General features: G+C 37.0%; 22 protein-coding genes. 5 read left to right on the top strand and 17 right to left on the bottom strand.

Annotation, left to right across the window (positions count from 1 at the left end; genetic code table 11):
* Positions 1 to 370 precede the first annotated feature (370 nt).
* From ACTF48_RS06850 to porU, 5 genes are all read right to left on the bottom strand, one after another.
* Positions 371 to 1,987, bottom strand: a complete 1,617-nt coding sequence (locus tag ACTF48_RS06850) for a pyruvate dehydrogenase complex dihydrolipoamide acetyltransferase (protein WP_438962409.1) — start codon at positions 1,985 to 1,987, stop codon at positions 371 to 373.
* A 3-nt stretch (positions 1,988 to 1,990) separates the two neighbouring features.
* Positions 1,991 to 2,989, bottom strand: a complete 999-nt coding sequence (pdhA, locus tag ACTF48_RS06845) for a pyruvate dehydrogenase (acetyl-transferring) E1 component subunit alpha (RefSeq protein WP_438962408.1) — start codon at positions 2,987 to 2,989, stop codon at positions 1,991 to 1,993.
* A gap of 142 nt (positions 2,990 to 3,131) precedes the next feature.
* A complete protein-coding gene (cdd, locus tag ACTF48_RS06840) occupies positions 3,132 to 3,614 on the bottom strand; it encodes a cytidine deaminase (protein ID WP_438962407.1) in 483 nt (160 codons plus the stop codon).
* A 5-nt stretch (positions 3,615 to 3,619) separates the two neighbouring features.
* Positions 3,620 to 4,789 (bottom strand): type IX secretion system outer membrane channel protein PorV, encoded by a 1,170-nt coding sequence (porV, locus tag ACTF48_RS06835; protein WP_438962406.1) that lies wholly within the window; start codon positions 4,787 to 4,789, stop codon positions 3,620 to 3,622.
* Between the two features lie 43 nt (positions 4,790 to 4,832).
* Positions 4,833 to 8,621 carry a type IX secretion system sortase PorU gene (porU, locus tag ACTF48_RS06830; protein WP_438962405.1) on the bottom strand — a complete coding sequence of 1,263 codons (3,789 nt, stop codon included), beginning with the start codon at positions 8,619 to 8,621 and terminating at the stop codon, positions 4,833 to 4,835.
* Positions 8,622 to 8,862: 241 nt separating this feature from the next.
* Here porU and gldJ point away from each other — a divergent pair, with 241 nt between their 5' ends.
* From gldJ to ACTF48_RS06815, 3 genes are all read left to right on the top strand, one after another.
* Positions 8,863 to 10,554, top strand: a complete 1,692-nt coding sequence (gene gldJ / locus ACTF48_RS06825) for a gliding motility lipoprotein GldJ (RefSeq protein ID WP_438962404.1) — start codon at positions 8,863 to 8,865, stop codon at positions 10,552 to 10,554.
* A 67-nt stretch (positions 10,555 to 10,621) separates the two neighbouring features.
* Positions 10,622 to 11,875: a UDP-N-acetylmuramoyl-tripeptide--D-alanyl-D-alanine ligase gene (locus ACTF48_RS06820; RefSeq protein WP_438962403.1), complete on the top strand. Its 1,254-nt coding sequence runs from the start codon at positions 10,622 to 10,624 to the stop codon at positions 11,873 to 11,875.
* A gap of 58 nt (positions 11,876 to 11,933) precedes the next feature.
* A complete protein-coding gene (locus ACTF48_RS06815) occupies positions 11,934 to 12,593 on the top strand; it encodes a histidine kinase (protein ID WP_438962402.1) in 660 nt (219 codons plus the stop codon).
* Between the two features lie 97 nt (positions 12,594 to 12,690).
* Here ACTF48_RS06815 and ACTF48_RS06810 read toward each other — a convergent pair whose 3' ends face one another.
* Entirely contained in the window at positions 12,691 to 14,343 is a 1,653-nt protein-coding gene (locus tag ACTF48_RS06810; protein ID WP_438962401.1) for an aromatic amino acid hydroxylase, read from the bottom strand.
* Positions 14,344 to 14,450: 107 nt separating this feature from the next.
* On the opposite strand from ACTF48_RS06810, the gene ACTF48_RS06805 reads away from it, so the two are divergent.
* Complete coding sequence (locus tag ACTF48_RS06805) at positions 14,451 to 15,014, top strand: TetR/AcrR family transcriptional regulator (RefSeq protein ID WP_438962400.1); 564 nt, start codon at positions 14,451 to 14,453, stop codon at positions 15,012 to 15,014.
* Positions 15,015 to 15,102: 88 nt separating this feature from the next.
* On the opposite strand, the gene ACTF48_RS06800 is transcribed toward ACTF48_RS06805, so the two are convergent.
* The 6 genes from ACTF48_RS06800 to ACTF48_RS06775 form a co-directional block, all read right to left on the bottom strand.
* Positions 15,103 to 15,669 carry an anthranilate synthase component II gene (locus tag ACTF48_RS06800; protein WP_438962399.1) on the bottom strand — a complete coding sequence of 189 codons (567 nt, stop codon included), beginning with the start codon at positions 15,667 to 15,669 and terminating at the stop codon, positions 15,103 to 15,105.
* Complete coding sequence (locus ACTF48_RS06795; RefSeq protein WP_438962398.1) at positions 15,669 to 16,148, bottom strand: hypothetical protein; 480 nt, start codon at positions 16,146 to 16,148, stop codon at positions 15,669 to 15,671. The genes ACTF48_RS06800 and ACTF48_RS06795 overlap by 1 nt, the downstream gene beginning before the upstream one ends.
* A gap of 251 nt (positions 16,149 to 16,399) precedes the next feature.
* Positions 16,400 to 18,061 carry an asparagine synthase B gene (gene asnB / locus ACTF48_RS06790; protein WP_438962397.1) on the bottom strand — a complete coding sequence of 554 codons (1,662 nt, stop codon included), beginning with the start codon at positions 18,059 to 18,061 and terminating at the stop codon, positions 16,400 to 16,402.
* Between the two features lie 193 nt (positions 18,062 to 18,254).
* A complete protein-coding gene (msrA, locus tag ACTF48_RS06785; RefSeq protein ID WP_438962396.1) occupies positions 18,255 to 18,893 on the bottom strand; it encodes a peptide-methionine (S)-S-oxide reductase MsrA in 639 nt (212 codons plus the stop codon).
* 120 nt (positions 18,894 to 19,013) lie between these two features.
* The gene (locus ACTF48_RS06780) at positions 19,014 to 19,793 is read right to left on the bottom strand and encodes a zinc ribbon domain-containing protein (RefSeq protein ID WP_438962395.1); all 780 of its coding nucleotides are present in this window, start codon (positions 19,791 to 19,793) and stop codon (positions 19,014 to 19,016) included.
* Between the two features lie 4 nt (positions 19,794 to 19,797).
* Positions 19,798 to 20,889, bottom strand: coding sequence for a Nif3-like dinuclear metal center hexameric protein (locus tag ACTF48_RS06775; RefSeq protein ID WP_438962394.1), 1,092 nt, complete (start codon positions 20,887 to 20,889; stop codon positions 19,798 to 19,800).
* A 47-nt stretch (positions 20,890 to 20,936) separates the two neighbouring features.
* On the opposite strand from ACTF48_RS06775, the gene lpxK reads away from it, so the two are divergent.
* A complete protein-coding gene (gene lpxK, locus ACTF48_RS06770; RefSeq protein ID WP_438962393.1) occupies positions 20,937 to 21,905 on the top strand; it encodes a tetraacyldisaccharide 4'-kinase in 969 nt (322 codons plus the stop codon).
* A gap of 26 nt (positions 21,906 to 21,931) precedes the next feature.
* On the opposite strand, the gene gap is transcribed toward lpxK, so the two are convergent.
* From gap to murB, 5 genes are all read right to left on the bottom strand, one after another.
* On the bottom strand, positions 21,932 to 22,924 hold the full coding sequence (gene gap / locus ACTF48_RS06765; protein ID WP_438962392.1) for a type I glyceraldehyde-3-phosphate dehydrogenase: 993 nt from the start codon (positions 22,922 to 22,924) through the stop codon (positions 21,932 to 21,934).
* A 51-nt stretch (positions 22,925 to 22,975) separates the two neighbouring features.
* Entirely contained in the window at positions 22,976 to 23,851 is an 876-nt protein-coding gene (gene lipA, locus ACTF48_RS06760) for a lipoyl synthase (RefSeq protein WP_438962391.1), read from the bottom strand.
* Between the two features lie 65 nt (positions 23,852 to 23,916).
* Positions 23,917 to 25,023 (bottom strand): glycosyltransferase, encoded by a 1,107-nt coding sequence (locus ACTF48_RS06755; RefSeq protein WP_438962390.1) that lies wholly within the window; start codon positions 25,021 to 25,023, stop codon positions 23,917 to 23,919.
* A 7-nt stretch (positions 25,024 to 25,030) separates the two neighbouring features.
* Positions 25,031 to 25,234, bottom strand: a complete 204-nt coding sequence (locus tag ACTF48_RS06750; protein WP_438962389.1) for a membrane or secreted protein — start codon at positions 25,232 to 25,234, stop codon at positions 25,031 to 25,033.
* A 33-nt stretch (positions 25,235 to 25,267) separates the two neighbouring features.
* On the bottom strand, positions 25,268 to 25,938 hold a 671-nt coding region (gene murB, locus ACTF48_RS06745; protein ID WP_438962388.1), incomplete at its 5' end, for a UDP-N-acetylmuramate dehydrogenase.

The following is a 25,938-nucleotide window of genomic DNA, read 5'->3' as shown; positions in this document are numbered from 1 at the left end:
GAGTTTGTGAGTTTGTGAGTTTGTGAGTTTGTGAGTTTGTGAGTTTGTGAGTTTGTGAGTTTGTGAGTTTGTGAGTTTGTGAGTTAAAAGAAATGAAATCGGTGAATGAGGGATCGTTATAACCAATATAGTTCTACAAAACTTATTGAATTTACCAGCTCAAAAGTCTGACTTTAGTCGTTATAAATAAAAGGAAATAAGCGTTGTGTTCCATCACATGCAGCTTGCGCATCAAGCGCAAAATAATACCAAATTGAATTTATAAAGCCCTAATAAATAGTTTGTATTAAATACATTATAAATACAAATTGGTATAACAACAAAAAAGCCGAATCTTGCGATCCGGCTATAAAAACTATTCAAACGGATGTTATACGTACATCACAATTGGGTTCTCAATATAAGACTTGAACGTTTGTAAGAAGGCAGCACCTGTGGCACCATCTACTGTTCTATGGTCACATGCTAGTGTAATCTTCATCACATTTCCTACCACGATCTGTCCATCTTTAACGACTGGTTTTTGAACAATCGCTCCTACAGACATAATCGCACTATTAGGTTGATTGATGATCGATGTAAACTCAGTGATTCCAAACATTCCTAAGTTAGAAATAGTAAAAGTACTTCCCTGCATCTCATCTGGTTGTAACTTTTTGTTACGGGCTTTACCAGCCAGTTCTCTCACTTTAGCACCTATTTGTTGCAAGCTCATTTGGTCTGCAAACGGTAATACGGGAACTAAAAGACCATCATCTACTGCTACCGCAACTCCTACATGAATATGCTTTGCGATAATAGTATTTTTATCAGTCCATTGTGTATTTACTTTAGGATGCAATCTCAACGCCATTGCTGCCGCTTTAATAACCATATCATTAAAGCTGATCTTAGTATCTGGCAATTCATTAATCGCCTTTCTGCTCGCAATCGCATTATCCATATCTAAGTCCAACCCTAGATAATAATGTGGTGCTGTAAACTTAGATTCTCCTAGACGCTTTGCTATGGTCTTGCGCATTTGAGAATTAGGAACTTCTTCAAAAGTTTCTGTTCCTACCGCCACAAATGTACTCGCCGCTGTACTTCCAGTCGCACTCGGTTTAAAGTTTTCTATATCACTTTTTACTATACGACCATTCTCACCAGAACCAGAAACTTGACCTAGATCTATTCCCTTATCTGCTGCCATTTTCTTAGCAAGTGGTGAAGCAAAAATTCTTCCTCCGTTAGAACTTGAACTCGAGCTTGAATTCGCATTCGAATCTGAAGTTGAATTAGATTTTGGAGTTGAGGTCTGGACTGCGCTTGAACTGACAGCAGGAGCTTCTTCTTTCTTCTGTTCTTTTTTTGGAGCTGGCGCGCTTGAATTTGCACTTGTATCTATTCCAGAGACATCAGTTCCTGCGGGACCTATGATTGCTAATAAAGCATCAACCTTAGCCGTTTCTCCTTCTTGGATTCCTATTTTTAATAAGGTACCAGAATTAAAAGATTCAAATTCCATGGTAGCTTTATCGGTCTCGATTTCTGCGAGGATATCGCCTTCTTCTACCATATCGCCTTCGGCTTTTAACCATGAGGCAACGGTTCCTTCTTCCATGGTGTCACTTAAACGTGGCATGGTTACTATGATCACTCCTTCTGGAAGTTCAGAATTTGAACCTGAATCAGAGGTAGGTTCTTCTTTAACCTCTGCTTTAGATTCTGAAACAGCATTACCATTTAACAATCCTGAAACATCTTCTCCTTCTTCACCGATGATACATAGCAACTGGTCTACGGGCGCTGTTTCACCTTCTTGAACACCTATGTGTAATAAAGTTCCACTCTGGAAAGATTCAAATTCCATGGTCGCTTTATCGGTTTCAATTTCTGCAAGGATATCTCCTTCTTCAATCTTATCTCCTACTTTTTTCAACCACGCTGCAACTACACCTTCTTCCATGGTGTCGCTCAATCGTGGCATGTTTACAATTTCTGCCATGAATTATGATTTTGCTGGTAAAAATGGATAATCTTCTTGCTCATATACAGCGTCATACATCACGCTCTTTTCTGGGAATGGAGAATCTTCAGCAAATTTCTCACATTCTGCAACACGAGATTTCACTCTTTTATCCATCTCCTTAATATCTTCTTCACTCAAACCGTGTTCTTTCATTAAACGATCTTTGACTTGAGTAATAGGATCTATTTTTTGATATTCTGCCACCTCATCTTTAGTACGATAATGTTGCGCATCACTCATAGAGTGACCTCTATATCTATATGTTTTTAATTCTAAGAAAGTCGGTCCTCCACCAGAACGAGCTCTTTCTATAGCTTCGTGCATAGCCTCGGCCACTTTTTCTGGATCCATAGCATCTACAGGACCACAAGGCATTTCATAACCTAAACCTAGTTTCCAGATATCAGTATGGTTTGCCGTTCTCTCTACACTAGTTCCCATAGCATAACCATTATTTTCTACACAGAACACAACTGGCAGATTCCATAGCATGGCTAGGTTAAAAGTTTCATGCAGCGACCCTTGACGTGCTGCTCCATCACCAAAAAACGTTAGTGTTACCGCGTCTACATCATGATATTTATCTCCAAAAGCGATTCCAGCACCTAGAGGAATTTGCCCTCCTACGATCCCGTGACCACCATAAAAACGATGTTCTTTTGAAAAAATATGCATAGAACCACCTAGTCCTTGCGAGGTTCCGGTTGCTTTTCCATAAAGCTCTGCCATAACTTTTTTAGGATCCACACCCATTCCTATAGGCTGTACGTGATTACGGTAAGCGGTAATCATTTTATCCTTGGTTAGATCCATAGCATGCAGTGCTCCTGCAAGAATTGCTTCCTGACCATTATAAAGGTGCAAGAATCCACGAACCTTTTGTTGTATATAAACTTGTGCAAGTTTATCTTCAAACTTTCTCCAGAAAAGCATCTCCTCATACCAGTTGAGGAGTACGTCTTTAGTGACTTTTTTCATTTAAGTGGTTGTTTTAAGTATGCTTTCGCGAAAGCGAAATAGATACCACAATAGTACCATTTAACTTTCATAGCTTAAAGCAAAAATAGATCAAAAAAGGGTAATGATAAACCTATTATAGGGTTAAAAATATCCGAAAACGTTATAGATAGCTTTTATCAAAGATAAGCGGTAGTAAATCTTGTAAAGAATTAGACTTCACAACCGTACCTGATGCTCCCATAAAATAAATAGGAATAGGACTATTCTGACGATTTTCATACTCTGCAATGGCCTGCCTGCATGCACCACATGGCGGCACTGGTATGGTAAGTGAATTATCTACTGGACTTGCGGTAAGTGCCATCATTTTAATCGCCACTCCTGGGAACTGAGCTCCTGCGGCATAGATAGCCACACGCTCAGCACATAAACCAGATGGGTATGCGGCATTTTCTTGATTGTTTCCAGTAATTATTTCACCATTTTCTAACAAAATAGCACAACCTACCGTGAATTTTGAATACGGTGCATAAGCGTTATGACGCGCTATAATAGATTGCTGCATCAAAGACTGGATACTGTGATCTAGCTCAGACAGATCGTCATAAGCTTCAAGCGTGGTATGTATTTCTATTTTTTTCAATAGCTCTAGTACTCGATGTACTCTTCTCCAAAGTTGAAAGTCAAACTAAATCTTAAAGTTCCTTCTAACGGACTTCTTACACGGCTGGTTGAAAATAGATAAGATAAATCTATATCTACAGATGAAAATTCAAATCCAGCCCCTAAAGCTAAAAACTGACGTCCACCCTTGTCTGGCGCTTCATTAAAATAACCTGTTCTTAAGGCAAAACTATCATCATAAATATACTCAGCACTTAAGGCCCATGTAAATTCTCTAATTTCTTCACTAAATCCTCCTGGTGCATCACCAAAGGATTGAAAAATACCGTTTATGAAAGTTACATCATCTTCCTGACCTTCTAATATCTCCTGTCTATCACCGTCCATATCGGCATCACCCAGATCTCTTATAGGTGGTGTAGGGACTAATAATTTATTAATCTCAGTGGTTACGGCTATTTTACTAAAACCATCATTAAGAATAAAATCAAAACCGGCACCTAGAGCGAGATTAGTAGGAATAAAATTTTCTCTACCACCAGTATCATAACTTACTTTAGGACCTATGTTTGAGATATTAAACCCACCTCTCCAGCGTCCATTAAAATCGTTATAAATTTTTTCTTCAGATTGATAAAATCCTGAAACATCTACACCAAAGCTATTTGCTGCACTGGCATCTGGTGCAGTTTCTTGAAGCCTCAAATCACTTCTTAAAAAACGACCTGTTACTGCCATGGCAAACTCTTCTGAAAGTTTTAATGAGTAGGTAGCATCTAGGACAAATTCATTAGGCTTTTCATCTCTACCAGGATCTTCGGCAGTTTGTCTTAACGTTACTAACCCTAAACTGAAGTATCTCAAACTAGCCGCAAAAGCACTCTTCTCATTACGACGATTTGCATAAGCTAGCTGCGCTACTCCTATATCATTAACTAATCCCTGAAGGTAAGGCGTGTAGGATAAACCAAACTGTTGCTGTCTTTTTAGAAAAGCATATTTTGCAGGATTCCATTGTTGCGACCAGCCATCAGCACTGGTAGCTACACCCATATCACCTAATCCAGCCGCTCTTGCATCTCCGGCTATTCTTAAAAAAGGTAACGCTGTTGTTATCGTTCTTGAGTCTTGCGCACTGACTATACTAGGTATCGCAAGAATTACTGCGATTAAAACTAAAGTTATTTTTTTCATTAATGTATTTTATACTGAGGCAAATATATGTTAATCCTATGATTTATAATATGACCAGTTTTTCAATCTTACTGGTTTGCTGGTTAGATAACGTAGATTTTACGGTAATCTTATATACATAAACACCTTTACCTAATCGCTGCCCAAAATCATCTGTCCCATCCCAAGTGATTTCTCTAGAGGTAAAACCAGTCGTAGTCACAGATTGATTTTTACTCCATACTACTTTACCTGAAATGGTCATGACTTGCACTTGAACATCAAGTGGCTCAAAAGGTCTATTATGATTGAACCAAAATTCTGTATAGGTCGTAAACGGATTAGGATAGTTTAACACTCGTTCTAGTTTGATATCATCATTCTCAGCCACTACAAACTGAATTTCTTGCTCAGCAGAGTTATTATAAGTATCCCATGCTTTTAACTTTAAAGTATGTAAGCCTGGCTCGATATCTCTCAACGGGAAATATACTTGCCCTCGTGCAAAATTATCAACATCGGCCTCATAATAATCGTTAAGAATAAATGGATCTACATCATTACCATCTATGGTTGCGGTAATATCATGACCTATTCCACTTGAAGTATTAATTCCATTATCATCACTTAAGAAAGCAAGAATAAAAGGATTTTCATCAGTAACTCCTCCATTAACAAAGTTAGTATCGTTCATGTAAAGATCTATTTTTGGGCCTACATCATCGGCAGGAGCATTAGTATTTACACCACCTATACGTATATCTAGATTGTAACCATTTTTATCTTCTTGAACACCATCTCTTTTAGCATAAAAAGAAATTCTACCATTACCTAAAGGCACCTGAGTATCTAATGGCATGACAAAGTTCACATCAAAAACACCATTAGTCACCGTAGCCTGACCTCTAAAGAGCACTTCTCCTAGCTGCTGGAAATCTAATAGAACAAGCTGGCCATTCTCAGTAGCACCATCATTTCCTAAGGTGGTACGATCTATTTTTTTATCAAAAACAGTAACAGACACTTCTCCATTATAATTAGGAATAATATTTCCTTGTAAATCTTGAACCTCACCACTTAAAACTACTGGATCTAATGCTCTCAACACATCTGTATTTGTAGCAATAGGGTTTCCATTTACCGCTGTAAGCACTACTCTAGGATCAGGAATCGCCAGTTTTAAGGCTGGATCGCCCACAAAGGCGACGACACGTCTCGTAGAATTATTTGCGAGTGCTGGATCTACTTTAGCAAGTCTAAGCGCCTCGGCCATGGAGATAGCCTCTACATTATTATATGAGAATAAATACTGATCTAGCGTTCTATTTAAGGTAACACCGGTGGATATAAAGATTAATCTATTAGTAGCTACTAAAGCTATAGCACCACCATTTTCATTAAGGTACACCACTTCACCACCACTCTGTCTTAAAGGATTATCATACCTAGTAAACTCACAGGTTACTGTTATAAATAAAGGAAGATTATCTGGGTTTCTTAAATTTTCAACAAGTGATTGTGTCACAATAAATTCTTGAGCAAGGCCGTCTTCATTTCCATGACCAAAATAATTGATCACTAAAGAACCTCTTTCAAAGGCATTTTTAACCTCATCCACTACATCTGGGTATCTAAAACCACCAGCTGTACTTACTTGCTGGTAGCTATCCATGATTATTTTACGCACATTATAATCAGGCCTATTGAGTTCAATTTGATCTGCGAGGTCGTTAACATTAGTCTGCAGATCACGATCTGTAGTGACATTATCTATATCATCACCAATTAAAGTCACATCATTTCTCCATCTTGCAAAGGCAGGTTGTGAGGTGTAACTAATGGACTTATCTACCATTGCACGAGCCTCTTGAAGATCACTAACTATCATTCTCCCTACCGCTAGATCCATTAAATTATTAGTAGCAACATTACCTTCATTAGGATTCATGTACGTGAAAAAATCATCAGTAACAAAAGATGAGGTTAGCGAGCTACTTTCTCGAGATAAAAATGAAGGAACTATATTTTCTCTTATCGCAATACGATCTTTGTAGTCAAAGCTTGCATCTCCAAACATGTTTAAATACTTCACCCTATTTGCAGGAGAAGAAGCATTATCATAAACATATTTCACAAAATTTCTGATTGCAGCTATATCCTGTTCACCTTCAGAAAATTCATTATAAATCTCTTGAAGTGTCACTACTTTAGTATTCAAGTTTGAGGTAGTAATGTGATAATTTGCCAGTCGCTGCGCCTCACTTTTTAAAAAGTCAGGAGTTATAATAAGGTAATCTATATCTACAAAACTGCCGCTGCTGTTTAGAAATATAGTTCCCTTTAAGTTTTGGTTTGCTACACGTTTATTTGAGACGTTCACCGGTGTGTAAAAATCATTAACATCTACCGCTAGATATTCTTTCATTTCTCCCAGATTATCTACAAAAGAGAAGTTAGCATCCCCAGAATTATTTAGCACCGTAGTCACGTTATAAGGATCAGTCACATTCCAGACTTGAGTAACATCACTAGCATTTGAAAACTGAAAACGACCTATCCCAGCCTGCGTTGCGGCATCAGTATTTCTAAATCTAAACTGATTTCCTGTTCCAGTTAAAGACTGTGGAACTTCTAACTCTATGTAATCTAAATAACCTTCGGCGCCAGGATTCCCACCATTATCAAAGGTTAATTTTACAGTTACTGAACCGTTTACTATACTAAGATTGTTATTAACAAGCTCTCCTCTTCTTGCTACAATGGTAGACACTCCTGCAAGCCCATTATGAATAATCGAGCCCACATCAGTACCATTTACATCTACCATGAAGGAAGCGCTCAAGTCAGATATACCACCTGTGACTACTTTAATTCTAGAAGGACGTGTAGAGAGCACATTTTCAAAATCAAAATCAAAAGTTTGCTCTGGTTCAAAGTCAAAACGCTCTCCATACCAGATTCTACCTATCTGACCTATATTACTCTCATCCACCTCATGATGTTGTCTCGCATGGAAATAATCATAAGTAATTACAGGAGCACCACTAGGCTGCACAAAAGGTAAAATACGTTTACCATTTCCAGAACTTACTGTGATATAATAAAAAGAATCATCTGTATAAGGATTGATATAGCTATCATTTTCTGGCACATACTCAGTGTTTGCCGCCGTAGCATAAAATAAAATCTCATCTCCGTTATCAAAACTACCATCAGCTTCACCATTTACACTAATCGCTATTTCAGCAGGATCATAAGCCACAGTTTGATTATTAACTAATGGTAATGATGGACCTCCATTACCATATATTTTAATAGTACGAGGATCTATAGCATTTACATCTATCCCTAAGCCTACTAAAAAAGAGCGTGTAATTCTATGCACACCTGAATTCACTACTTTAAACCTATACCATTCTCCTGATGTAAGTAAGGAATTACCATAAGTAGCCATTTTAGGAGAAACGGTAAATGGCGCATTTGTAAAAACCGGAGTAAAAGAGATCACCTTTTTATACTGGCTACCTTCCTTATATATAGGTGAAACTTTAAGCTGTGCATAAGTACGCTTTCGCGAAAGCGCATTACTCAAACTATACTGCAATCCATTCACTATACTTTCTAACTCTAAATCATTAAGATCGCTCGCTGAAACATTTTCTGTCTGAACATTCTCTAAACGCAAACTAGATTCATTTACCGGACTTGAAACATCAAAAGATTTCACAAACCAAATTTGCTGACCATTAAAATGATAATTAGTCTCAAAGAAAGGAACCGTCATTTTATAAGAACCAATGCTCTCCTGCCTAGCATCTTGCCAGTCCAGCACTTCCTTTTGGCCTTGAGCCATTAATAAAAAAGGAAAACAAGTAATAAAAAAATAAATAAATCTCATCAAATCGATAACGTGTCTGACCTAATAATAGTATAAAAATAAAAACTAAAAAATGTGAATGACCATAAAATAAACATCCTTAATGGTCGTTTAAACACAAAGAACGACAAATGTAATGTGAATAATAACAATTTATGCTTTTGGTTTTCTCCGAAGTTGTTATATTGCGAGACATTTTTCAAAACAATATCTTAAAATGAAGAAGTACTTTGCATTAAAAGCAGTATTTACACTAATCGCTGGTTTTGCGCTAGTGAGCTGTGGCGGTGGTGGGAACGATTATTCCAGCACATCTCGAGGAACAGGATGGGACGTTACCGGTAAAAACGGTGGCTTTGAACTTAATACTAAATATAAGGAACAGGAAACTGGTCCAGGTTTAGTATTTGTAGAAGGTGGTACATTTACCATGGGACGTGTAAAAGATGACCCTATGCACGACTGGAACAACACTCCTAATCAACAACACGTTCAATCATTCTATATAGATGAAACCGAGGTTACTAATGCGATGTATCTAGAAATGCTCGACTGGATTAAAGGCGTGTTCCCTCCAGAAGATGAAGAATATCGTAATATCTATAACGGTGCTGTTCCAGATACTCTGGTATGGAGAAATCGTTTAGGTTTTAACGAAGAAATGACTAAAAACTACTTGCGCCACCCAGCGTACCAAAACTACCCAGTAGTAGGTGTGACATGGATTCAAGCAGTAGAATATTCTGAGTGGAGAACTGATCGTGTGAACGAATTAATCCTGAATCAACAAGGGTACACTTCTAAAGACGCTCTTGCATCTCAAGACGCTAGTTCTACATTTAGCACTGAAACTTATTTAAACGCTCCTACATTAACCTATGGTGGAGATGATGAAAAAACTCGTGGCGGTAAGACAAGTGCAAATCTTGAAAAAAGAAAGACCCAAAAAGCGGCTAAACAAGGTGATGGAAGCGGAGAAGCTTCTGGTCTTTATGTAACGCGCAAGGACGGTATCATTTTACCAGGTTACCGCTTACCTACTGAAGCTGAATGGGAATATGCAGCACTTGCCGAAGTTTCTCAAAGAGAATATAACGCATACCGCGGAAGAAAAAAATATCCATGGGATGGACAGTATACACGTAGTGGAAAAAGACAGTCTCGTGGAGACCACATGGCAAACTTTAAGCAAGGCGATGGAGACTATGGTGGAATCGCTGGATGGAGTGATGATGGTGCAGATATTACCGCACCAGTTAAATTCTACGAGCCTAACGACTTTGGAGTTTATGACATGGCAGGAAACGTTTCTGAATGGGTAGCCGATGTTTATAGACCTATGGTAGATGATGAGTTTAACGACTTTAACTATTACCGTGGAAACCAGTATACTAAAAATAAAATAGGACCAGACGGAATGATTGCTATTGTTCAAGCAGACTCTATTGTTTATGATACGTTGAGCAATGGTAAAACCATCGCTCGTGCCTTACCTGGAGAAATACAGCAAGTAGAAGTAGATGAGAATGAAACATATCTTAGAACTAACTTTGATAGAAGCGATAACCGTGACTTCCGTGATGGTGACCGTCGTTCTTCTAAATACTTCGATAATGACGAAGCCTTAACGGCAAATCAAAGAATGTATGACTCTCCTATTCACAGAGTAGATGCTGATTCTTTAGGATCTCTAGACAGACAGTATGATCAAGAGAACACACGTACCACTCTCATAGATAATGAAGTGAGAGTAATAAAAGGTGGATCATGGAGAGACAGAGCTTACTGGCTAGATCCTGCTAACCGTAGATTCTACCCACAAGATATGGCAAAGGATGACTTAGGATTCCGCTGTGCAATGTCTCGAGTAGGCTCTAAGGCTAAGAAACTTAAAAGAGCTCGCAATTAATATTGCAAAAGTTTATATTTAAAAAAGAAGCCCTTATTTTTAAGGGCTTTTTTTATGTACCTATTTTATGGAAAAACTATACAGTCTATTTCTAAGCAGCAAAGGTGTTCAAACAGACACAAGAAAATTAGTTGCAGGAGAACTATTTTTTGCCCTTTCTGGAGATCAATTTGACGGTAATAATTATGTTGAACAAGCGCTAGAAAAAGGTGCTACTCATACAGTTTCCAGTGACTTAAAATTTATCAATAACCCAGATATTACAGTAGTAGAAGATGTATTAAAAACGCTTCAAGACTTAGCGACGCATCACCGCAAGCAACTCAACCTTTCTATAGTAGCTCTAACAGGAAGCAACGGTAAAACCACCACTAAAGAACTTATACTTTCTGTCTTATCACAAAAGTATCGAGTAAAAGGGACTGCTGGAAATTTTAACAATCACATAGGAGTTCCACTGACTTTACTCAGCTTTAACTCCACAACAGAAATAGGAATAGTGGAAATGGGAGCTAATCACATGAAAGAAATAGAAACGCTCGCTAGTATCGCCTTACCAGATTATGGACTCATTACTAATTACGGTAAAGCTCATTTAGAAGGATTCGGTAGTGCAGAAAATATAAAAATAGGAAAAAGTGAACTTTATGAAAACCTAAAGAAACACCATAAAACTGCTATAGTTGCGCACTGGGATCCAGAGCAGTTAAAACGCTCCCAAGGGATCAACCAGCTTATAACTAATGATGATTACCTACTAGAAAAAGCAGAGCCATTCATTCACCTTAAACACCATGATAAGATCATCCCTACTCGATTAACTGGTGCTTATAATTACCACAACATGTTGCTAGCAGCCACGGTAGGGAGAATATTCAAGCTATCAGACACAGAAATCTTAAAAGGACTGAGCAGCTATGAACCTACTAACAACAGGTCACAAATCATTAAAATAGATCAACTAAAAATAATTCTAGATGCTTATAACGCAAACCCTAGTAGCATGGCAGTAGCTTTGGAGAACCTAAATAAACAAACCGAAAACAAAAAGATAGCAATCCTAGGAGACATGTTTGAACTAGGGACTTATGCAGCATATGAACATCAACATATAGCAGATCTCACGGAACAACTCGCACTGGACACCACCTACTTAATAGGTGACAATTTCACCAAAGTAAATAGTAAAAATGCTATAAAATTTGACAGCTTTAAGTCTTTTAAAGACACATTTAGCATAGACACTCAGCAAGAAGCCGTCTTGTTAATTAAAGGCTCTCGTGGCATGGAACTCGAACGAATCATAGAGCTTTTAAAATAATTCAAATTAAGAATACGGCATTAGAAACATAAATTGGTATTAAAATCAGTTGTGAGGTATGCAAGAAATTTTAGGTTACGTTTTTATAGGTGGTATCGTAGGAATGATTGTTGTTTTTTTTCTGTCCCAACGAGATAGAAATGATCTTCAAAAAAGAAGGTTAGGCTCTTTAAAAGCAGAGCAGCGATTGCAACAACAGCGTGATCTTATTTTAGAACAACTAACTCATAAATTACCAGAAAAAACCTTTGAAAAGGAAGAAACCGTGTCAAAGGTCTATCAGGCTGCCGCAAGTAAAAACCGGTTTAGTTTAAAAGATATCGAGCAGGTGACTAAAGATTTACAAAACTATTATGCCACAACTTTTTCAAATGAGATCCATTTTAAAATGAATTTTCCGGAGAAAGATCAGCTGCATTTTGAACCACTAGAAGTTCTAGAGATACTTACCATTATAAATGAGGGAATTCATAATGCAGTAGTGCATGCACAGCCTGGTTTTATTTTCAATATTGCTTCTATAGAACACGGAAAGTTAAGTCTTATTACTCACGATAACGGATCTGGATATGACCGTAAAACTATTCAAGATGGCAAAGGAATACAAACCATTTTAAAAGCAACTAGTCAGTTAAAAGGTGATTTAAAATTAACGAGCACAATGGGAAATGGTACAGTGGTTAATGTCGAGATTCCTTCAAGTTTATTTTGTAAATAATAACCTCTATATCTCACAGCTCATAACTCAAAACTCACTGCTCACATCTCACTACTCACGACTCACAGCTCACAGCTCACAACTAACCCCTCAGAAACTACGCGATTAATTCTTCGATCTCCTCAACCAGTAGCCACTGCTCAGGATAATCTTGTTCAACTTGTGCTTTTAACTTCTCGAGTAACGGCTTGTTGATTTTATCTTCTTCACGGTAATCACGCACTTTTTTATAAAGTTCTTGAATGGCGGTTTCTCTTTTAGAAGTGGTTCTTTTTATGGTTTTGGTATTACTTTCATGATACACCAGGTCAAAGCTAAAATAGTCTGCCGGGCCAGCATAAGCACTTACTATTTCTTTACCTACCGCAAGATTAAGTACACCATCTTCTGGTGAAAAGAGTATTTCATCCTTATAAGTAACTGTGCAATCTGTAAACTGAATGAGCATGAGTTTACCGTTCACATTGCGCTGTCCAGTAATGTTCAATCCTTCTACTTTAATACCACTTTCATAAGTAAATTCTATGCGCTGGTTATCATAAAAATTATAAGCTTGCAAGTCGCGAGGTCCCATATCTTCTATGGCAAGATTAATTCCCTTTAGTTTCCCCAGCGGACTCAAAAAGCCTTGCTTGTGAGTCGCTGTGCCGTGACCTATGAGTTCTTTTTCACGGTAAGCCAGTGCACTAGGTCCTTTAGTTTCAAAAAAGACCACCTCGTTATCATCATTTATAATCATGCGTTTAAAAACACCACTTACTTGCAGTCCAGTACTTAACTCTATAGTTCCTAATGACCTAGAATTGATCAGTTTTTGTAAACCGCGATGTCCACCTTTACGCACGGCCATAGTGTTTGCAAACTCTTCTAGAACTTCACTTAAGGTCGCAAAATTAGGCGTTACATAAAGGTGAGGCTGCTTGCGTGTAATGTCAAAATCTTGATAAGCCGCATCTATAGAATACATTCTTTTTTCTATGTCTGGTTCTAGACAGCTTTTACTTTCTCCGAGACTAGAAAGCAGTCCAGCGCCGTAAAGTTTAGGGTTTTCTAGGGTTCCTACCAGACCATATTCTACCGTCCACCAGTGTAAGTTTCTAATTAAAGACATCTCACTAGGTTCAACTTTTTTATGTTGTAGGCGTTCTATTTCAGCTTCGGCAGCTGCAATTTCTTGATCTAGTTGAACATTGGCTTTTTCACTGCGCGTTTCTTTTAAGATAGAAATTTTGCGCACGGCTTCATACATCTCATGATCATGAGCACTAGAAATCGCCTTACTACCTATCTCGCCAAAACGTCTTAAATACTCTGCATAATCAGGACTGGCTATAATTGGTGCGTGTCCAGCGGCTTCGTGAATGATATCTGGTGCAGGCGTGTATTCTATATTTTCTAGCTTTCTGATATCTGCAGCGATGACTAGAATTTTATAAGCCTGAAATTCCATAAACGCCGCTGGTGGTATAAAACCATCTACTGCAACGGCTGCCCAGCCTATTTCTTTTAAAATGCGGTTCATGCCATACATAGATGGAATATTATCTATAGAAATACCTGTTTTTTTCAAACCAGCGAGGTAAGAACCATGTGCAACCGTGCTCAAAAAATCTACATTTTTGCGCATCACGTGTCGCCACACAGCCTGATCCTGATAGGTATAAAGCGCATAGTTTTGAGGCTTTATAAATTGTTTCAAGTGCGGCGGCAATCGCTCGATTAGCGGGTTAGTTTCTATATTCTCTAGCATTTTAAAAGGATAAAGCTCAAAGCTAGTCTAAAAACAATAATTCTAAATCGTCATTACTGTTTTTTAATGAATTTTAAGATGGTTTGCTTCTATTATATTTGCAGGGTATGACTCGCAAAAAACAAATTCTCAAAACTGCTGCTCAGCTTTTTAAAGAGCGTGGTTATAGCGCAGTAACTATGCGCGATCTAGCCGCTGCCATGGATATGAAAGCCGCCAGTTTATACAATCATATTTCTGGAAAACAGGAGATTTTATCTGTATTAATTCTAGATATTGCTCATGAATTCACTGGTGGAATGAGTATGGTTAAGGATGAAGATAATGCCGCTTTCGCGAAAGCGGAATCACTCATCAATCTACACATAAATATAGCCTTATCGCATACCGATGCGCTGGCCGTAATGAATACCGACTGGATGCACCTGGAAGGAAGACCTTATGAAGAATACGTCAAATTGCGCAAGCAATACGAGCGCGATTTTAAAGCTATTTTAGAACATGGAATTCAGCAAGGTGAGTTTAAAAGTATGAGTGTAGAAACCATTTTATTCTCCATGCTAAGTACGCTGCGTTCCATCTACCTTTGGATTCCCAGGAAAAGCCCTTCAGAAATTAAAAGTCTAAAATTAGAACTCCCAGATTTATTGCTAGAAGGATTGAAGTGCTAGGCATGCCGCTTAGCAAGTTCAGTTTCAATATATTTTAAAGAAAATCCTTTAGTTTTAGCGCACTAATTCAATGAAAAAAGGGTGCAGTTTAAAAGCTATTAATAAAGTTTTTAAGCATGGTTTTACCCTGTGGAGTCATGATGCTTTCTGGGTGAAACTGAATGCCATAAATAGGTAATGACTCATGTTGAAAAGCCATTATTAGGCCATTTTCATCAGTCGCTGTTATTTTTAATACTTTGGGAAATGAATCGTTCTCTGCTACCCAAGAGTGGTATCGCCCAGCTTTAAATGGAGAATCGACTTCATTGAAAATTTGGTTTCCATAATGTGTCATTTGTGTTGAAATACCATGATAAACTTTTTCTAGATTTATGATTTTTCCACCATAAACTTCTGTGATCGCCTGATGGCCTAAACATATTCCTAATAGTGGCTTTTTATCCTTGATGTAATCGATAATGGGAATTAAATTTCCAGCTTCACTTGGAACTCCTGGGCCTGGAGAAAGAACTATTGCGTTATATTTCTCGCAATCTTGAGGTGTTATTTTATCATTACGCACTACAGTAACCTTAACATTTAGGTCTTCTAAATAGTGGACGAGGTTAAAAGTGAATGAGTCATAATTATCTATAAGAAGTATGTGTTTCATTATGGAGTTCTAATAAATTTACCTTCTTTAGAGAGTTTGTAAAAGTATTCTTTTCCGTTAACAGTCTTCTTTATGCTCAAATCTTTATAAATAACACTAGAGAACATGGTGTCTTTTATGGTCTTAGTTAAACTTAATTCATTCATCAAGCTATCTTTATTATTATAAGATCTCAGTGTAACTTCTTTAACATAACCATCTTTAGATTTATAATCTTTAAGCATGGTTTTTAAATAATATGTATCCTTAAATCCTATAGTTTCACCTATTTTATATGAGATAGCATAGGTTTTGTATAATTCTAATGGTGTTAAATATTTAACGTTTGTTCCTCTTACTTCTTGAAAACCTGCCGCATTGCTTACCTTCAAGTTGTTTTTTTCAACATCATTATATGCTTTATAAATAACTGTATTTGAGGTACAGCTTACTATTAAAAAAGCAATGAGTAAAAAGGTGTTCTTAAAAATAATTTTCATTTCAATTATGGTTTTAGGTTCTTTTGTTATAGCTTTTTTTAAGGTGTTTTTTATGATTATCGAGTGGTTAAAATTACTACTTAAACCTAAATAATCTAGAGTGTCAGCATAAAATCTGCTGATTGTTTTTTTTCTGCTTTTATACAGGCACACGTCTCTACGTAGATTGAACTCTTTACTTTGTGAGCCTTTCACTAGGTCTTATCCCGTTTTGTGTTTTAATACTAAATTGAATTTTTAATTACACTTTTTTAATACCCTTCATCATGCACGCCACTTACTGCGCGTCCTGATGGGTCGTTCATAGTCTTAAATGCTTCATCCCATTCTAGAGCTACTGGAGTAGAACATGCTACTGATTTTAGGGAAGGAACACAGTTTGCAGCAGCATCACTAGGGAAGTGCTCGCTGAAAATACTGCGGTAGTAATACTCTTCTTTATTTTGTGGCGGATTTATTTTAAATCTGAAAGGAGCGGCTTCCATCATTTCATCACTTATGACTTCATTAACAACTTCTTTTAAAGTATCGATCCAGCTGTAACCTACACCATCGCTGAATTGTTCTTTTTGCCTCCAGGCTACGCTATGAGGTAAATAATCTTCAAAAGCTTCTCTAAGTATATGTTTTTCCATCTTTCCATGGCCACACATCTTATCCTGCGGATTTAACTGCATGGCTACATCTATGAACTCTTTATCTAGAAAAGGAACGCGTCCTTCTATTCCCCATGCTGCAAGTGATTTATTTGCTCTCAAGTTATCATAAAGGTGTAAGCTGTCTAGTTTACGTACGGTTTCTTTGTGGAACTCCTCAGCACTAGGAGCTTTGTGAAAATATAAATAACCTCCAAAAATCTCATCACTACCTTCTCCAGATAGTACCATTTTAATTCCCATGGATTTAATTACACGCGCTAAGAGGTACATAGGAGTAGAAGCTCTAATGGTAGTAACATCATAAGTCTCTAGGAAATAAACGACATCTTTAATAGCATCTAGTCCTTCTTGAATCGTAAAATTAACACTGTGATGAACCGTTCCTATATGGTCAGCAACTTTTTGTGCAGCGGCTAGGTCTGGTGATCCCTCTAGACCTATGGCAAATGAGTGTAATTGTGGCCACCATGCATCTTTATGATCTCCAGTTTCTACACGTTTTGCAGCATATTTTTTTGCTACAGCACTTACTATAGAACTATCTAAGCCGCCAGAAAGTAATACTCCATAAGGAACATCACTCATTAAATGTCTATGAACAGATTCTTCCATAGCTTTTTTAAGATCTTCTACAGAGCTGCTGTTTTCTTTTACATTTTCATAATCTTTCCAGGCTCTATCATACCATTTAGTGAATTCTTGACCTTCACTATAATAGTAATGACCTGGTGGGAAAGGATTGATTTCATTACAGGTTCCTTCTAGTGCTTTAAGTTCGCTTGCGATGTAGAATTGCCCTAGTTCATCTGTTCCATAATATAAAGGAATAATTCCTTGATGATCTCTAGCACAGAGAAATACATTTTTTTCACTGTCGTATAGTGCAAAACCATACATTCCAGTAAGTTCATCCATGAAATTTACTCCTTTATCCTGATAGAGTGCAAGAATCACCTCGCAGTCAGATTTAGTTTGGAATGGGTAGTCTTTATATTTTTCACGTATTTCTTGGTGGTTATAAATTTCTCCATTTACAGCTAGTATAATGTTACCATCTGGACTGTATAATGGTTGTCCACCAGATTGTGGATCTACAATAGTTAATCGCTCGTGAGCGAGTATGGCATTTTCACCACAATAAATTCCAGACCAGTCTGGTCCTCTATGTCTTAATTTTTTAGATAATTCTAATACTGTTTCTCTTTGTTCTATACGATCCTTTTTAAGGTTGAACATCCCTACTATTCCACACATGGTTTAATTTTTTAAATGAAAAAAGGTCTACTGTGAAGTAGACCTTTTGAATTTTTTAAAATACCAGAGACTACTTTACGTTTGTAAAGGATTATTATTAACTCTGATATTATTATTTTTTATCATAACAACGTAAATGTAGATAAATCTTGCTAAAAAGAAAGTGTTTGGTTAAAAAAAGTTTGAATAAGTATTAGTGCGAAACTGATTTCTTAATCACTTCGGGCATTTTTGCAGCAAATTTTCTCCATCTCGGTATAGAAACAGCTTTTATGTATCCTTGATTAGGGTGGAGTTTTGCATAATCTTGATGATAATCTTCGGCAACCCAAAATTTTTGAAAAGCTTTTACTTCTGCAGCTACGTCATACCCTTGTTTAGTTAATTCCATAATTTTATCTTCAATAATTTTCTTTTGTTCTTCATTTTGATAAAAGATAATACTGCGGTAGGAATGACCGTTATCGGGTCCTTGACCATTTACTTGTTCTATGTTTTGAGAAGCAAAGTAAACGTCAACTAGCGTTTTAAAGCTTACTATTTTTGGGTCGTAAATAACCTCATTTGCTTCTGCATGGTCTGCGTGGTTACGATATGAAGGGTTTAGGGAAGATCCACCACTGTAACCTGAAACAGCCTCACTTACTCCTTTAACGCTTTCGTAAATTTCTTCAACACACCAGAAACAGCCGCTAGCAAAATAAGCCCTTTCCATGCCGTCTTGTGTAACTACTTTTACGGGAACGATGTTTTGTTGTTCTATTTCTTTATCTAACTTTTGATGGCAGGTTGATGAGAGAAAAAGGATTAAAAATGTGCTTATTAATTTCATGAACTTACTATTTGGAGTAAAGTTATTAATAGATGTAGGTACGTCTATTAAAACATCGTTAAATAAAAAATCCCTTATCTATGGTTAGATAAGGGATTCTTATAAGTTTTAAGTTCAGTGTTACATTTTCGCAAACACTTTACCCATAGTTTCTAATTGTTCTTCTGCAAGTGCTGCGTCCACTAGGATTCTTCCTGAGTGCTCGTCTGTAATTATTTTTTTGCGACTCGCTATTTCTACTTGTACTTGTGGTGGGATCGTAAAATAAGATCCTCCTGAAGCTCCACGCTCGATAGGCACTACGGCAAGACCATTACGTACACTAGTTCTTATGCGTGTGTAAGCTTTAATTAATCTAGGTTCTACTGATTTTGCATGATCTTCAGACATTTTCATGAGAGCTTGCTCTTCTTTTTCAGTCTCTTTTAAGATTTCAGCTAGTTCAGCTTTTTTGTGCTTTAAATGTTCAGCACGTTGAGCCATACGTTCTTTACTCGCGTCAACTACTTCGTTTTGTTGCTCTATTTGAGCCTTAAATTCACGGATGTGCTTTTCAGCAAGCTCCATTTCAAGTTCTTGAAATTCTATTTCTTTAGAAAGAGAGTTGAATTCACGGTTGTTACGCACATTCTTCTGCTGCTCTGTATATTTCTTTATAAGAGCTTTAGATTCTTCTATGTTGTTCTTCTTTTCCTTGATAGAATCGTTTAGTTCTTCAAGTTTTGCACTTAGCTTAACCACTCGAGTGTTTAATCCTTCTACTTCATCTTCTAGATCCTTAACCTCAAGAGGTAGTTCTCCACGAACATTGCGTATCTCATCTATTCTAGAGTCGATTATCTGTAGATTGTAAAGCTCTCTAAGCTTGTCTTCTACGGTAGCCTCAGTCTTTTTTGCCATCTGTTTAATAATAGTTTACTGGGTTTGTTTGTGCACTTGCACAAAGGATTGCAAAATTACTAAATTTTTTGCTAAGATATTCATGTAAAAGGTTTTTTGTAAACTGTTCACTTTCATAATGCCCTACATCACACAACAGAATATTTTCACCTTGAAAAAAGTCATGGTATTTTAAATCTGCTGTAAGGTATGCATCTGCTCCAGATTGTTGAGCTTTTTTAATGCCAAAAGCTCCAGAACCACCCAATAAGGCGACTTTTTTTATCTGTTTTAATCCAGGAACTGAGTGTCTTATAACACCTGTTTTAAACGTGTTTTTAGTAACTTTAAGAAATTCAGTGAGGCTTAGCGGCTCTTTCAAGCTTCCTATCGCTCCCATACCTATATCATCATAGCTATTATTTAAAGTGGTAATTTCATAAGCAACCTCTTCATAAGGATGGGAATTATAAAGCGCTTTAAGGATTTGAGATTCCAGATGAGGTAAAAAAGTTATAGCAAGTAATTTTTCCTGAACTGTGGTGCGTTCCTCTTTATTACCTATAACTGGATTACTAGACCCATTTCCTTTAAAAGTACCAGTTCCATCTACACTAAAACTACATTCAGAATAGTTCCCTAAGGAACCAGCGCCAGCATTAAATAGTGTTTCTTGAACTTGATTAAATGACTTACTAGGAACATAAGTCAGTAGTTTTTTAATAATACCCTTTTTAGGAATTAATGTTTTTACATTTTCTAATCCTAATTCTTGAGCCATTCTGTAACTAACTCCATCCTTAGCATTATCCAGCGCTGTATGTGTAGCATAAATGGCGATGTCATTTTTTATAGCTTTTACCACTGCTTTTTTTACATAATCATCAGGTCGCAAATTCTTTAAACCACTAAAAATGATAGGGTGAAAAGCAACGATAAGGTTGCATTTTTTTTCTATAGCCTCATCAACCACGTTTTCTAAACAGTCCAGTGTGATGAGAATACCGCTTACATCAGTTTGGTTGCTACCAGTAAGTAAACCAGTATTATCAAAATCTTCGGCATAATGAAGAGGTGCTAGTAATTCTAAATGTGATATGACTTCCCTAATTTTCATAGATGTATTTTAAAAAGCTAAAGATAAAATTAACCTACTTTTGAATCATGGAATCGTTAAGAAAATTATTAGTTCCTTTTTCAGTAGTTTATGATGTCGTTACGAGAGTGCGCAATTGGGCTTTTGATAATGGTATTTTAAAGCAAGAGACTTTTGATATTCCTATTATCGCGGTAGGTAATTTATCTACTGGTGGAACCGGTAAAACACCTATGATCGAGTGGCTTATAAATCATCATAAAGGAAAAAAAATCGCTGTATTGAGCCGTGGATATGGTCGCAGTACAACTGGCTTTATAGAGCTTAATAACTTACATACCGCACAAGAAGTAGGAGATGAGCCTTTACAGATCAAGTCTAAATTTGGCAATACGATAGTAAGTGCTGTTTGTGAAAAGCGAGCAGATGGTATTAAGCGATTAATGGCCGCCCATACTCTGGATCTTATTTTACTAGATGATGCCTATCAACACAGATATGTTAAAGCAAGTCATTATATTCTATTAACGAGTTATTCAAATCTGTTTTATGATGATTTAATCTTACCGGCAGGAAATTTAAGAGAATCTAGTGCTGGTGTTAAACGAGCGCAAACTATTATAGTAACTAAGTGTCCTGTCGATATCTCTAAGGCTGAAATGGAAACCATTAAACATAAAATAGCGCCGTTATCATATCAGCGCGTCCATTTCTCAAAAATAACCTACCATAGTGCTTTAAAGAATGATTATGAAGAACTTCCTTTAGATAAGGTAGCTTTTTCAGAGGTGACTGCGGTAACAGGAATCGCAAAACCAGCGCCCTTTATAAGTTTCTTAAAAGAAAAATTTAAGGTAGAGCACTTAGTGTATGGAGATCATCACCGCTTTCGCGAAAGCGAGATAAACATTTTCAAAAAGCGCAAAATAATAATCACAACAGAAAAAGATTATAAAAGACTAGCTCCTTGGAACCTGACCAATGTATATTATCTGGAGATGAGGATGGAATTTATAAACTCACAGCCTGATTTATAGGCTATGGGAGTTTGAATTTTAAAGACTTACTTCAGTGTGTTTCCTAATAAAATAGTGAGGTCTTTAAGCCTGTTACTGTAGCCACTCTCATTATCATACCAGCCTATCACTTTGATTAGTTTTCCTATAACAGATGTCATGTTTGAATCAAAAATACAAGAGTATGGACTGCCTGAAATGTCTATAGAGACTAAAGGAACCTTTGTATAGGAAAAGGTTTGAGGATTTGCTTGCGCAAAAGCGAGAAATGCGGCGTTTACTTCTTCTATACTCGTGTCTCGTTTTACATTAATAGTCATGTCTGTAAGACTACCATTAGGTACAGGAACTCTTATGCCACAACCACCTATGACATCACTTAAATGTGGAAATATTTTAGTAAGTGCTTTGGCTGCACCAGTTGTAGTAGGAACTATAGACTGTCCTGCTGCTCTAGCTCTACGTAAGTCATTATGCGGTTGATCATGTAAACTTTGATCTGTGGTATAGCTGTGCACCGTTGTGATATATGCTTGTTCTACACCGCAAAGTTGATCGAGAACTTTTATAAAAGGTGCCGCATTATTAGTGGTGCAACTAGCGTTAGACAGTATAGTGTCATCTTTTTTAATGATATGGTCGTTCACGCCCAGAACCACTGTTTTAATATCATCATCTACAGGTGGAGCACTTAAGATAACTTTTTTTGCGCCTGCGTTGAGGTGTTTTTGAAGATCGGTTTTAGTCTTGAACTTTCCTGTTGCTTCAATCACTACATCTACATCATTCCATTTGAGATCATCTAGATTTTTATGATGTGAAAAATAGATAGATTTCTCATTAATGATAATAGCATGATCTGTATGATTAACTTCATCTTCTACAGTGCCATGAATAGAGTCATATTTTAATAAATGAGCCATGACATGAATAGGAGCAAGGTCATTTATCGCTACTACTTCTATTTGTGGTTCCTTAAGAACGGTACGTAAAAAGGTGCGTCCTATGCGTCCAAAACCGTTTATGGCTACTTTAATCATGTTTTTGATTCTGAATTGTTAATTCCGAATTATTAATTCAGAATTATAGATTTACAATATGTGCTTATGAGCCTTATAAGAGCTTCTCACTAACGCGCCACTTTCCACATGGCGGAATCCCATTTCCAGACCTATCTCTTCATATTTCTTAAACTGCTCAGGAGTGATAAACTCTTTAACAGGTAAGTGTTTTTTAGAAGGTTGTAAATACTGACCTATGGTAACTACATCTACATTATTATCACGTAAATCTTGCATGGTTTGAATGACTTCTTCTTCAAGTTCACCTAGACCTAGCATGATTCCTGACTTAGTTCTATTAATACCTTGTTGCTTTAAATAACGTAATACTTCTAGACTGGTGTCATATTTTGCCTGGATACGTACCTCTCTAGTAAGACGTCTTACGGTTTCCATGTTATGAGACACTACCTCTGGATTTGCCTCTACTATACGATCTATATTGCGTTTATTACCTTGAAAATCTGGTATGAGTGTTTCTAGAGTAGTCTCTGGATTCATGCGGCGTATCGCTGCTACGGTTTCTTTCCAGATAATAGATCCCATGTCTTTTAAATCATCACGATCCACACTAGTAATTACTGCGTGCTTAATACCCATTAATTTTATAGAACGTGCTACTTTTTCAGGCTCTGCCCAGTCTATGGCGTCTGGTCTACCGGTTTTTACACCACAAAAACCGCAAGAACGGGTACAGGTGTTTCCTAGAATCATAAAAGTGGCAGTACCTTCAGTCCAGCATTCTCCCATGTTAGGACAGCTACCTGAGGTACATATGGTGTGTAAATCGTACTTATCTACTAATCCACGTAATTCCTTATACTTCTTCCCTACAGGAAGTTTAACGCGCAGCCATTTTGGTTTTCCCTGTTTAGGTGGCGCTACTGATTCTTTAACTGTATTCATACTACAAATTTAGGTATAAAGCTATTGCAAGTGGTAACTGAGTCGTTAAAAATGTGTCAAACTGACTACTTCCAGCGTTGAGGTTGTTTTCCTGCGTTAGTGAAAAATAGACCTAGCTGTGTGAATACTAAAAGAATTTCTAGAAACGGTGCGTAGGGTATGATATCGCTTTCGCGAAAGCGTGATAATCCTTTCCCTATAACTATCCATACAATGAGGTATCTAAATAGGACTAATCCCAGAATATACAACCAGTTTAAACCTAGTATAAAGCCCATGATCGCAGCTGCGAAAAAGCCTAGCTGAGAGACGTAGAAAAGTCCTAGAAGGAATTTATGTTTAGGTTTATAGTGTGATGAAGTGTTGATGTGACGTCGTTTTTGAGTCCACCATTCAGACCAACTGTTTTTAGGAATGCTGCTCGTAAAACCATCTGGTTCTATGACTATCGCAGTGTTTCTATTCGTAGCTGCCTGGTTGATAAATAAGTCATCATCACCACCCATTATTTTCATGTGGTCCATAAAACCTCTAACGTCATAAAACTGTTGTGCTGTGTAGCCTAAGTTGCGACCTACACCCATATAAGGACTACCATGCAGCGCATAACTCATGTACTGAATAGCCGTAATTCCAGTCTCGTACCTGATGAGTGCATTAAGAATGGTGTGATTCTTTTTTTCATATGCACCATAACCTAGAATAATAGTTTTTTCTGCTGTAAAACCGCTAGCCATGTGTTGTAGCCAGTCTTTGCTGGCTGGTTTACAGTCTGCGTCTATGAAGATTAAACGATCGTTTACAGCCTTTTTTATACCTAAGGTAAGTCCATATTTTTTGTTTCCCCAGAAACTTTCATTGTTCACAACGTCTACTTTCTTAACGCGATGGTCTAGTTTTTGGAATTTTTCAATGACTTCTAGAGTGTTATCTACAGAAGCATCATTAATAAGAATGATTTCAAAACTAGGGTAGTTTTGTTCCAGTAATAGCGGTACTAAAACAGCTAAGTTTTCTTGTTCATTCTTAGAACAAACTATTACAGAGAGCGGTTCTTTACTATGAGTAGTTGCTGGTGTTTTATAGAAAGCAAGCTTAGCAAAAAAGAAATAATAGATCACATTAATAAGCACAAAACCCGCTAGGATTATAAACGCGATACCTATTTCCATCTATAAATTAAGATTCTAGAGATGGATTCTTACAGTCTTGTTCTTCAGGCAATTTACCGCACATGCCACAAGCTTCTCCATCCTTATTAAGGAAAGGACTCTGACTGGCACAGGTGCCTGCAAATTTACCGTCTTTTTTTGCCCAGATTTTTATTGCAATTCCTGCAAAACCTAGTGCTAATAAACCTATAGTTATAAAGATTAATTTCATACTGCAAATTTAAGAATTATAAGTGATGAATTCTTAATTCTGAATTAAATTCACCTCAGTCTCTATGGATATACCGTATCGATTTTTAACCATTTCTTGAATTTCTCTTGCAAGTGCTATTATCTCTGCTCCGCTAGCATTACCATGGTTTACGAGAACTAGAGCTTGTTTATCATGCACACCAGCGTCTCCACGACGTGTGCCTTTAAAACCGCACTGATCGATGAGCCAGCCTGCAGGAACTTTTACCTGACTATCATTTACGGAATAGTGAGGCATGTCGGGATGCATTTTTATAAGATCCTCATAATAGCTTTTTTCAATAATTGGATTTTTGAAAAAACTACCGCTGTTTCCTAATTTTTTAGGATCTGGTAACTTGCTACTTCTTATGTTAATTACTGCCTGCGCTACCGTTGCTATGCTAGGTTCAAGATTTAAGTTTTTCAGTTCTTCACAAATAGCGCCATAGCTAGTTTTAAGCTGGTAATTATCTGTTTTTGAGAGGTCTGTGAGTTTAAAAGTCACTGAAGTGATGACATATTTGCCTTTTGCTTCATTCTTAAAAATAGAGTCTCTGTACCCAAATTTACAGTCTTCAAGCGTGAGTGTTTTTTCTTTTCCAGTGGCTATTTCCATAACGGTACAGGAAATAAAAGTGTCTTTTAACTCTACACCATAAGCACCTATATTTTGAATAGGAG

Origin of the sequence: Nonlabens sp. (assembly GCF_965660805.1) — a bacterium.
Taxonomy (GTDB): domain Bacteria; phylum Bacteroidota; class Bacteroidia; order Flavobacteriales; family Flavobacteriaceae; genus Nonlabens.
Note: the sequence above shows the minus strand (reverse complement) of the source record. Positions and strands in the feature narration are given on the sequence as shown.

Coding starts and splice junctions, on each gene's coding strand:
- ACTF48_RS06850 (WP_438962409.1), bottom strand. CDS start 1,987: ATGGCAGAAATTGTAAACATGCCACGATTGAGCGACACCATGGAAGAA.
- pdhA (WP_438962408.1), bottom strand. CDS start 2,989: ATGAAAAAAGTCACTAAAGACGTACTCCTCAACTGGTATGAGGAGATG.
- porV (WP_438962406.1), bottom strand. CDS start 4,789: ATGAAAAAAATAACTTTAGTTTTAATCGCAGTAATTCTTGCGATACCT.
- porU (WP_438962405.1), bottom strand. CDS start 8,621: ATGGCTCAAGGCCAAAAGGAAGTGCTGGACTGGCAAGATGCTAGGCAG.
- gldJ (WP_438962404.1), top strand. CDS start 8,863: ATGAAGAAGTACTTTGCATTAAAAGCAGTATTTACACTAATCGCTGGT.
- ACTF48_RS06820 (WP_438962403.1), top strand. CDS start 10,622: ATGGAAAAACTATACAGTCTATTTCTAAGCAGCAAAGGTGTTCAAACA.
- ACTF48_RS06815 (WP_438962402.1), top strand. CDS start 11,934: ATGCAAGAAATTTTAGGTTACGTTTTTATAGGTGGTATCGTAGGAATG.
- ACTF48_RS06810 (WP_438962401.1), bottom strand. CDS start 14,343: ATGCTAGAGAATATAGAAACTAACCCGCTAATCGAGCGATTGCCGCCG.
- ACTF48_RS06805 (WP_438962400.1), top strand. CDS start 14,451: ATGACTCGCAAAAAACAAATTCTCAAAACTGCTGCTCAGCTTTTTAAA.
- ACTF48_RS06800 (WP_438962399.1), bottom strand. CDS start 15,669: ATGAAACACATACTTCTTATAGATAATTATGACTCATTCACTTTTAAC.
- ACTF48_RS06795 (WP_438962398.1), bottom strand. CDS start 16,148: ATGAAAATTATTTTTAAGAACACCTTTTTACTCATTGCTTTTTTAATA.
- asnB (WP_438962397.1), bottom strand. CDS start 18,061: ATGTGTGGAATAGTAGGGATGTTCAACCTTAAAAAGGATCGTATAGAA.
- msrA (WP_438962396.1), bottom strand. CDS start 18,893: ATGAAATTAATAAGCACATTTTTAATCCTTTTTCTCTCATCAACCTGC.
- ACTF48_RS06780 (WP_438962395.1), bottom strand. CDS start 19,793: ATGGCAAAAAAGACTGAGGCTACCGTAGAAGACAAGCTTAGAGAGCTT.
- ACTF48_RS06775 (WP_438962394.1), bottom strand. CDS start 20,889: ATGAAAATTAGGGAAGTCATATCACATTTAGAATTACTAGCACCTCTT.
- lpxK (WP_438962393.1), top strand. CDS start 20,937: ATGGAATCGTTAAGAAAATTATTAGTTCCTTTTTCAGTAGTTTATGAT.
- gap (WP_438962392.1), bottom strand. CDS start 22,924: ATGATTAAAGTAGCCATAAACGGTTTTGGACGCATAGGACGCACCTTT.
- lipA (WP_438962391.1), bottom strand. CDS start 23,851: ATGAATACAGTTAAAGAATCAGTAGCGCCACCTAAACAGGGAAAACCA.
- ACTF48_RS06755 (WP_438962390.1), bottom strand. CDS start 25,023: ATGGAAATAGGTATCGCGTTTATAATCCTAGCGGGTTTTGTGCTTATT.
- ACTF48_RS06750 (WP_438962389.1), bottom strand. CDS start 25,234: ATGAAATTAATCTTTATAACTATAGGTTTATTAGCACTAGGTTTTGCA.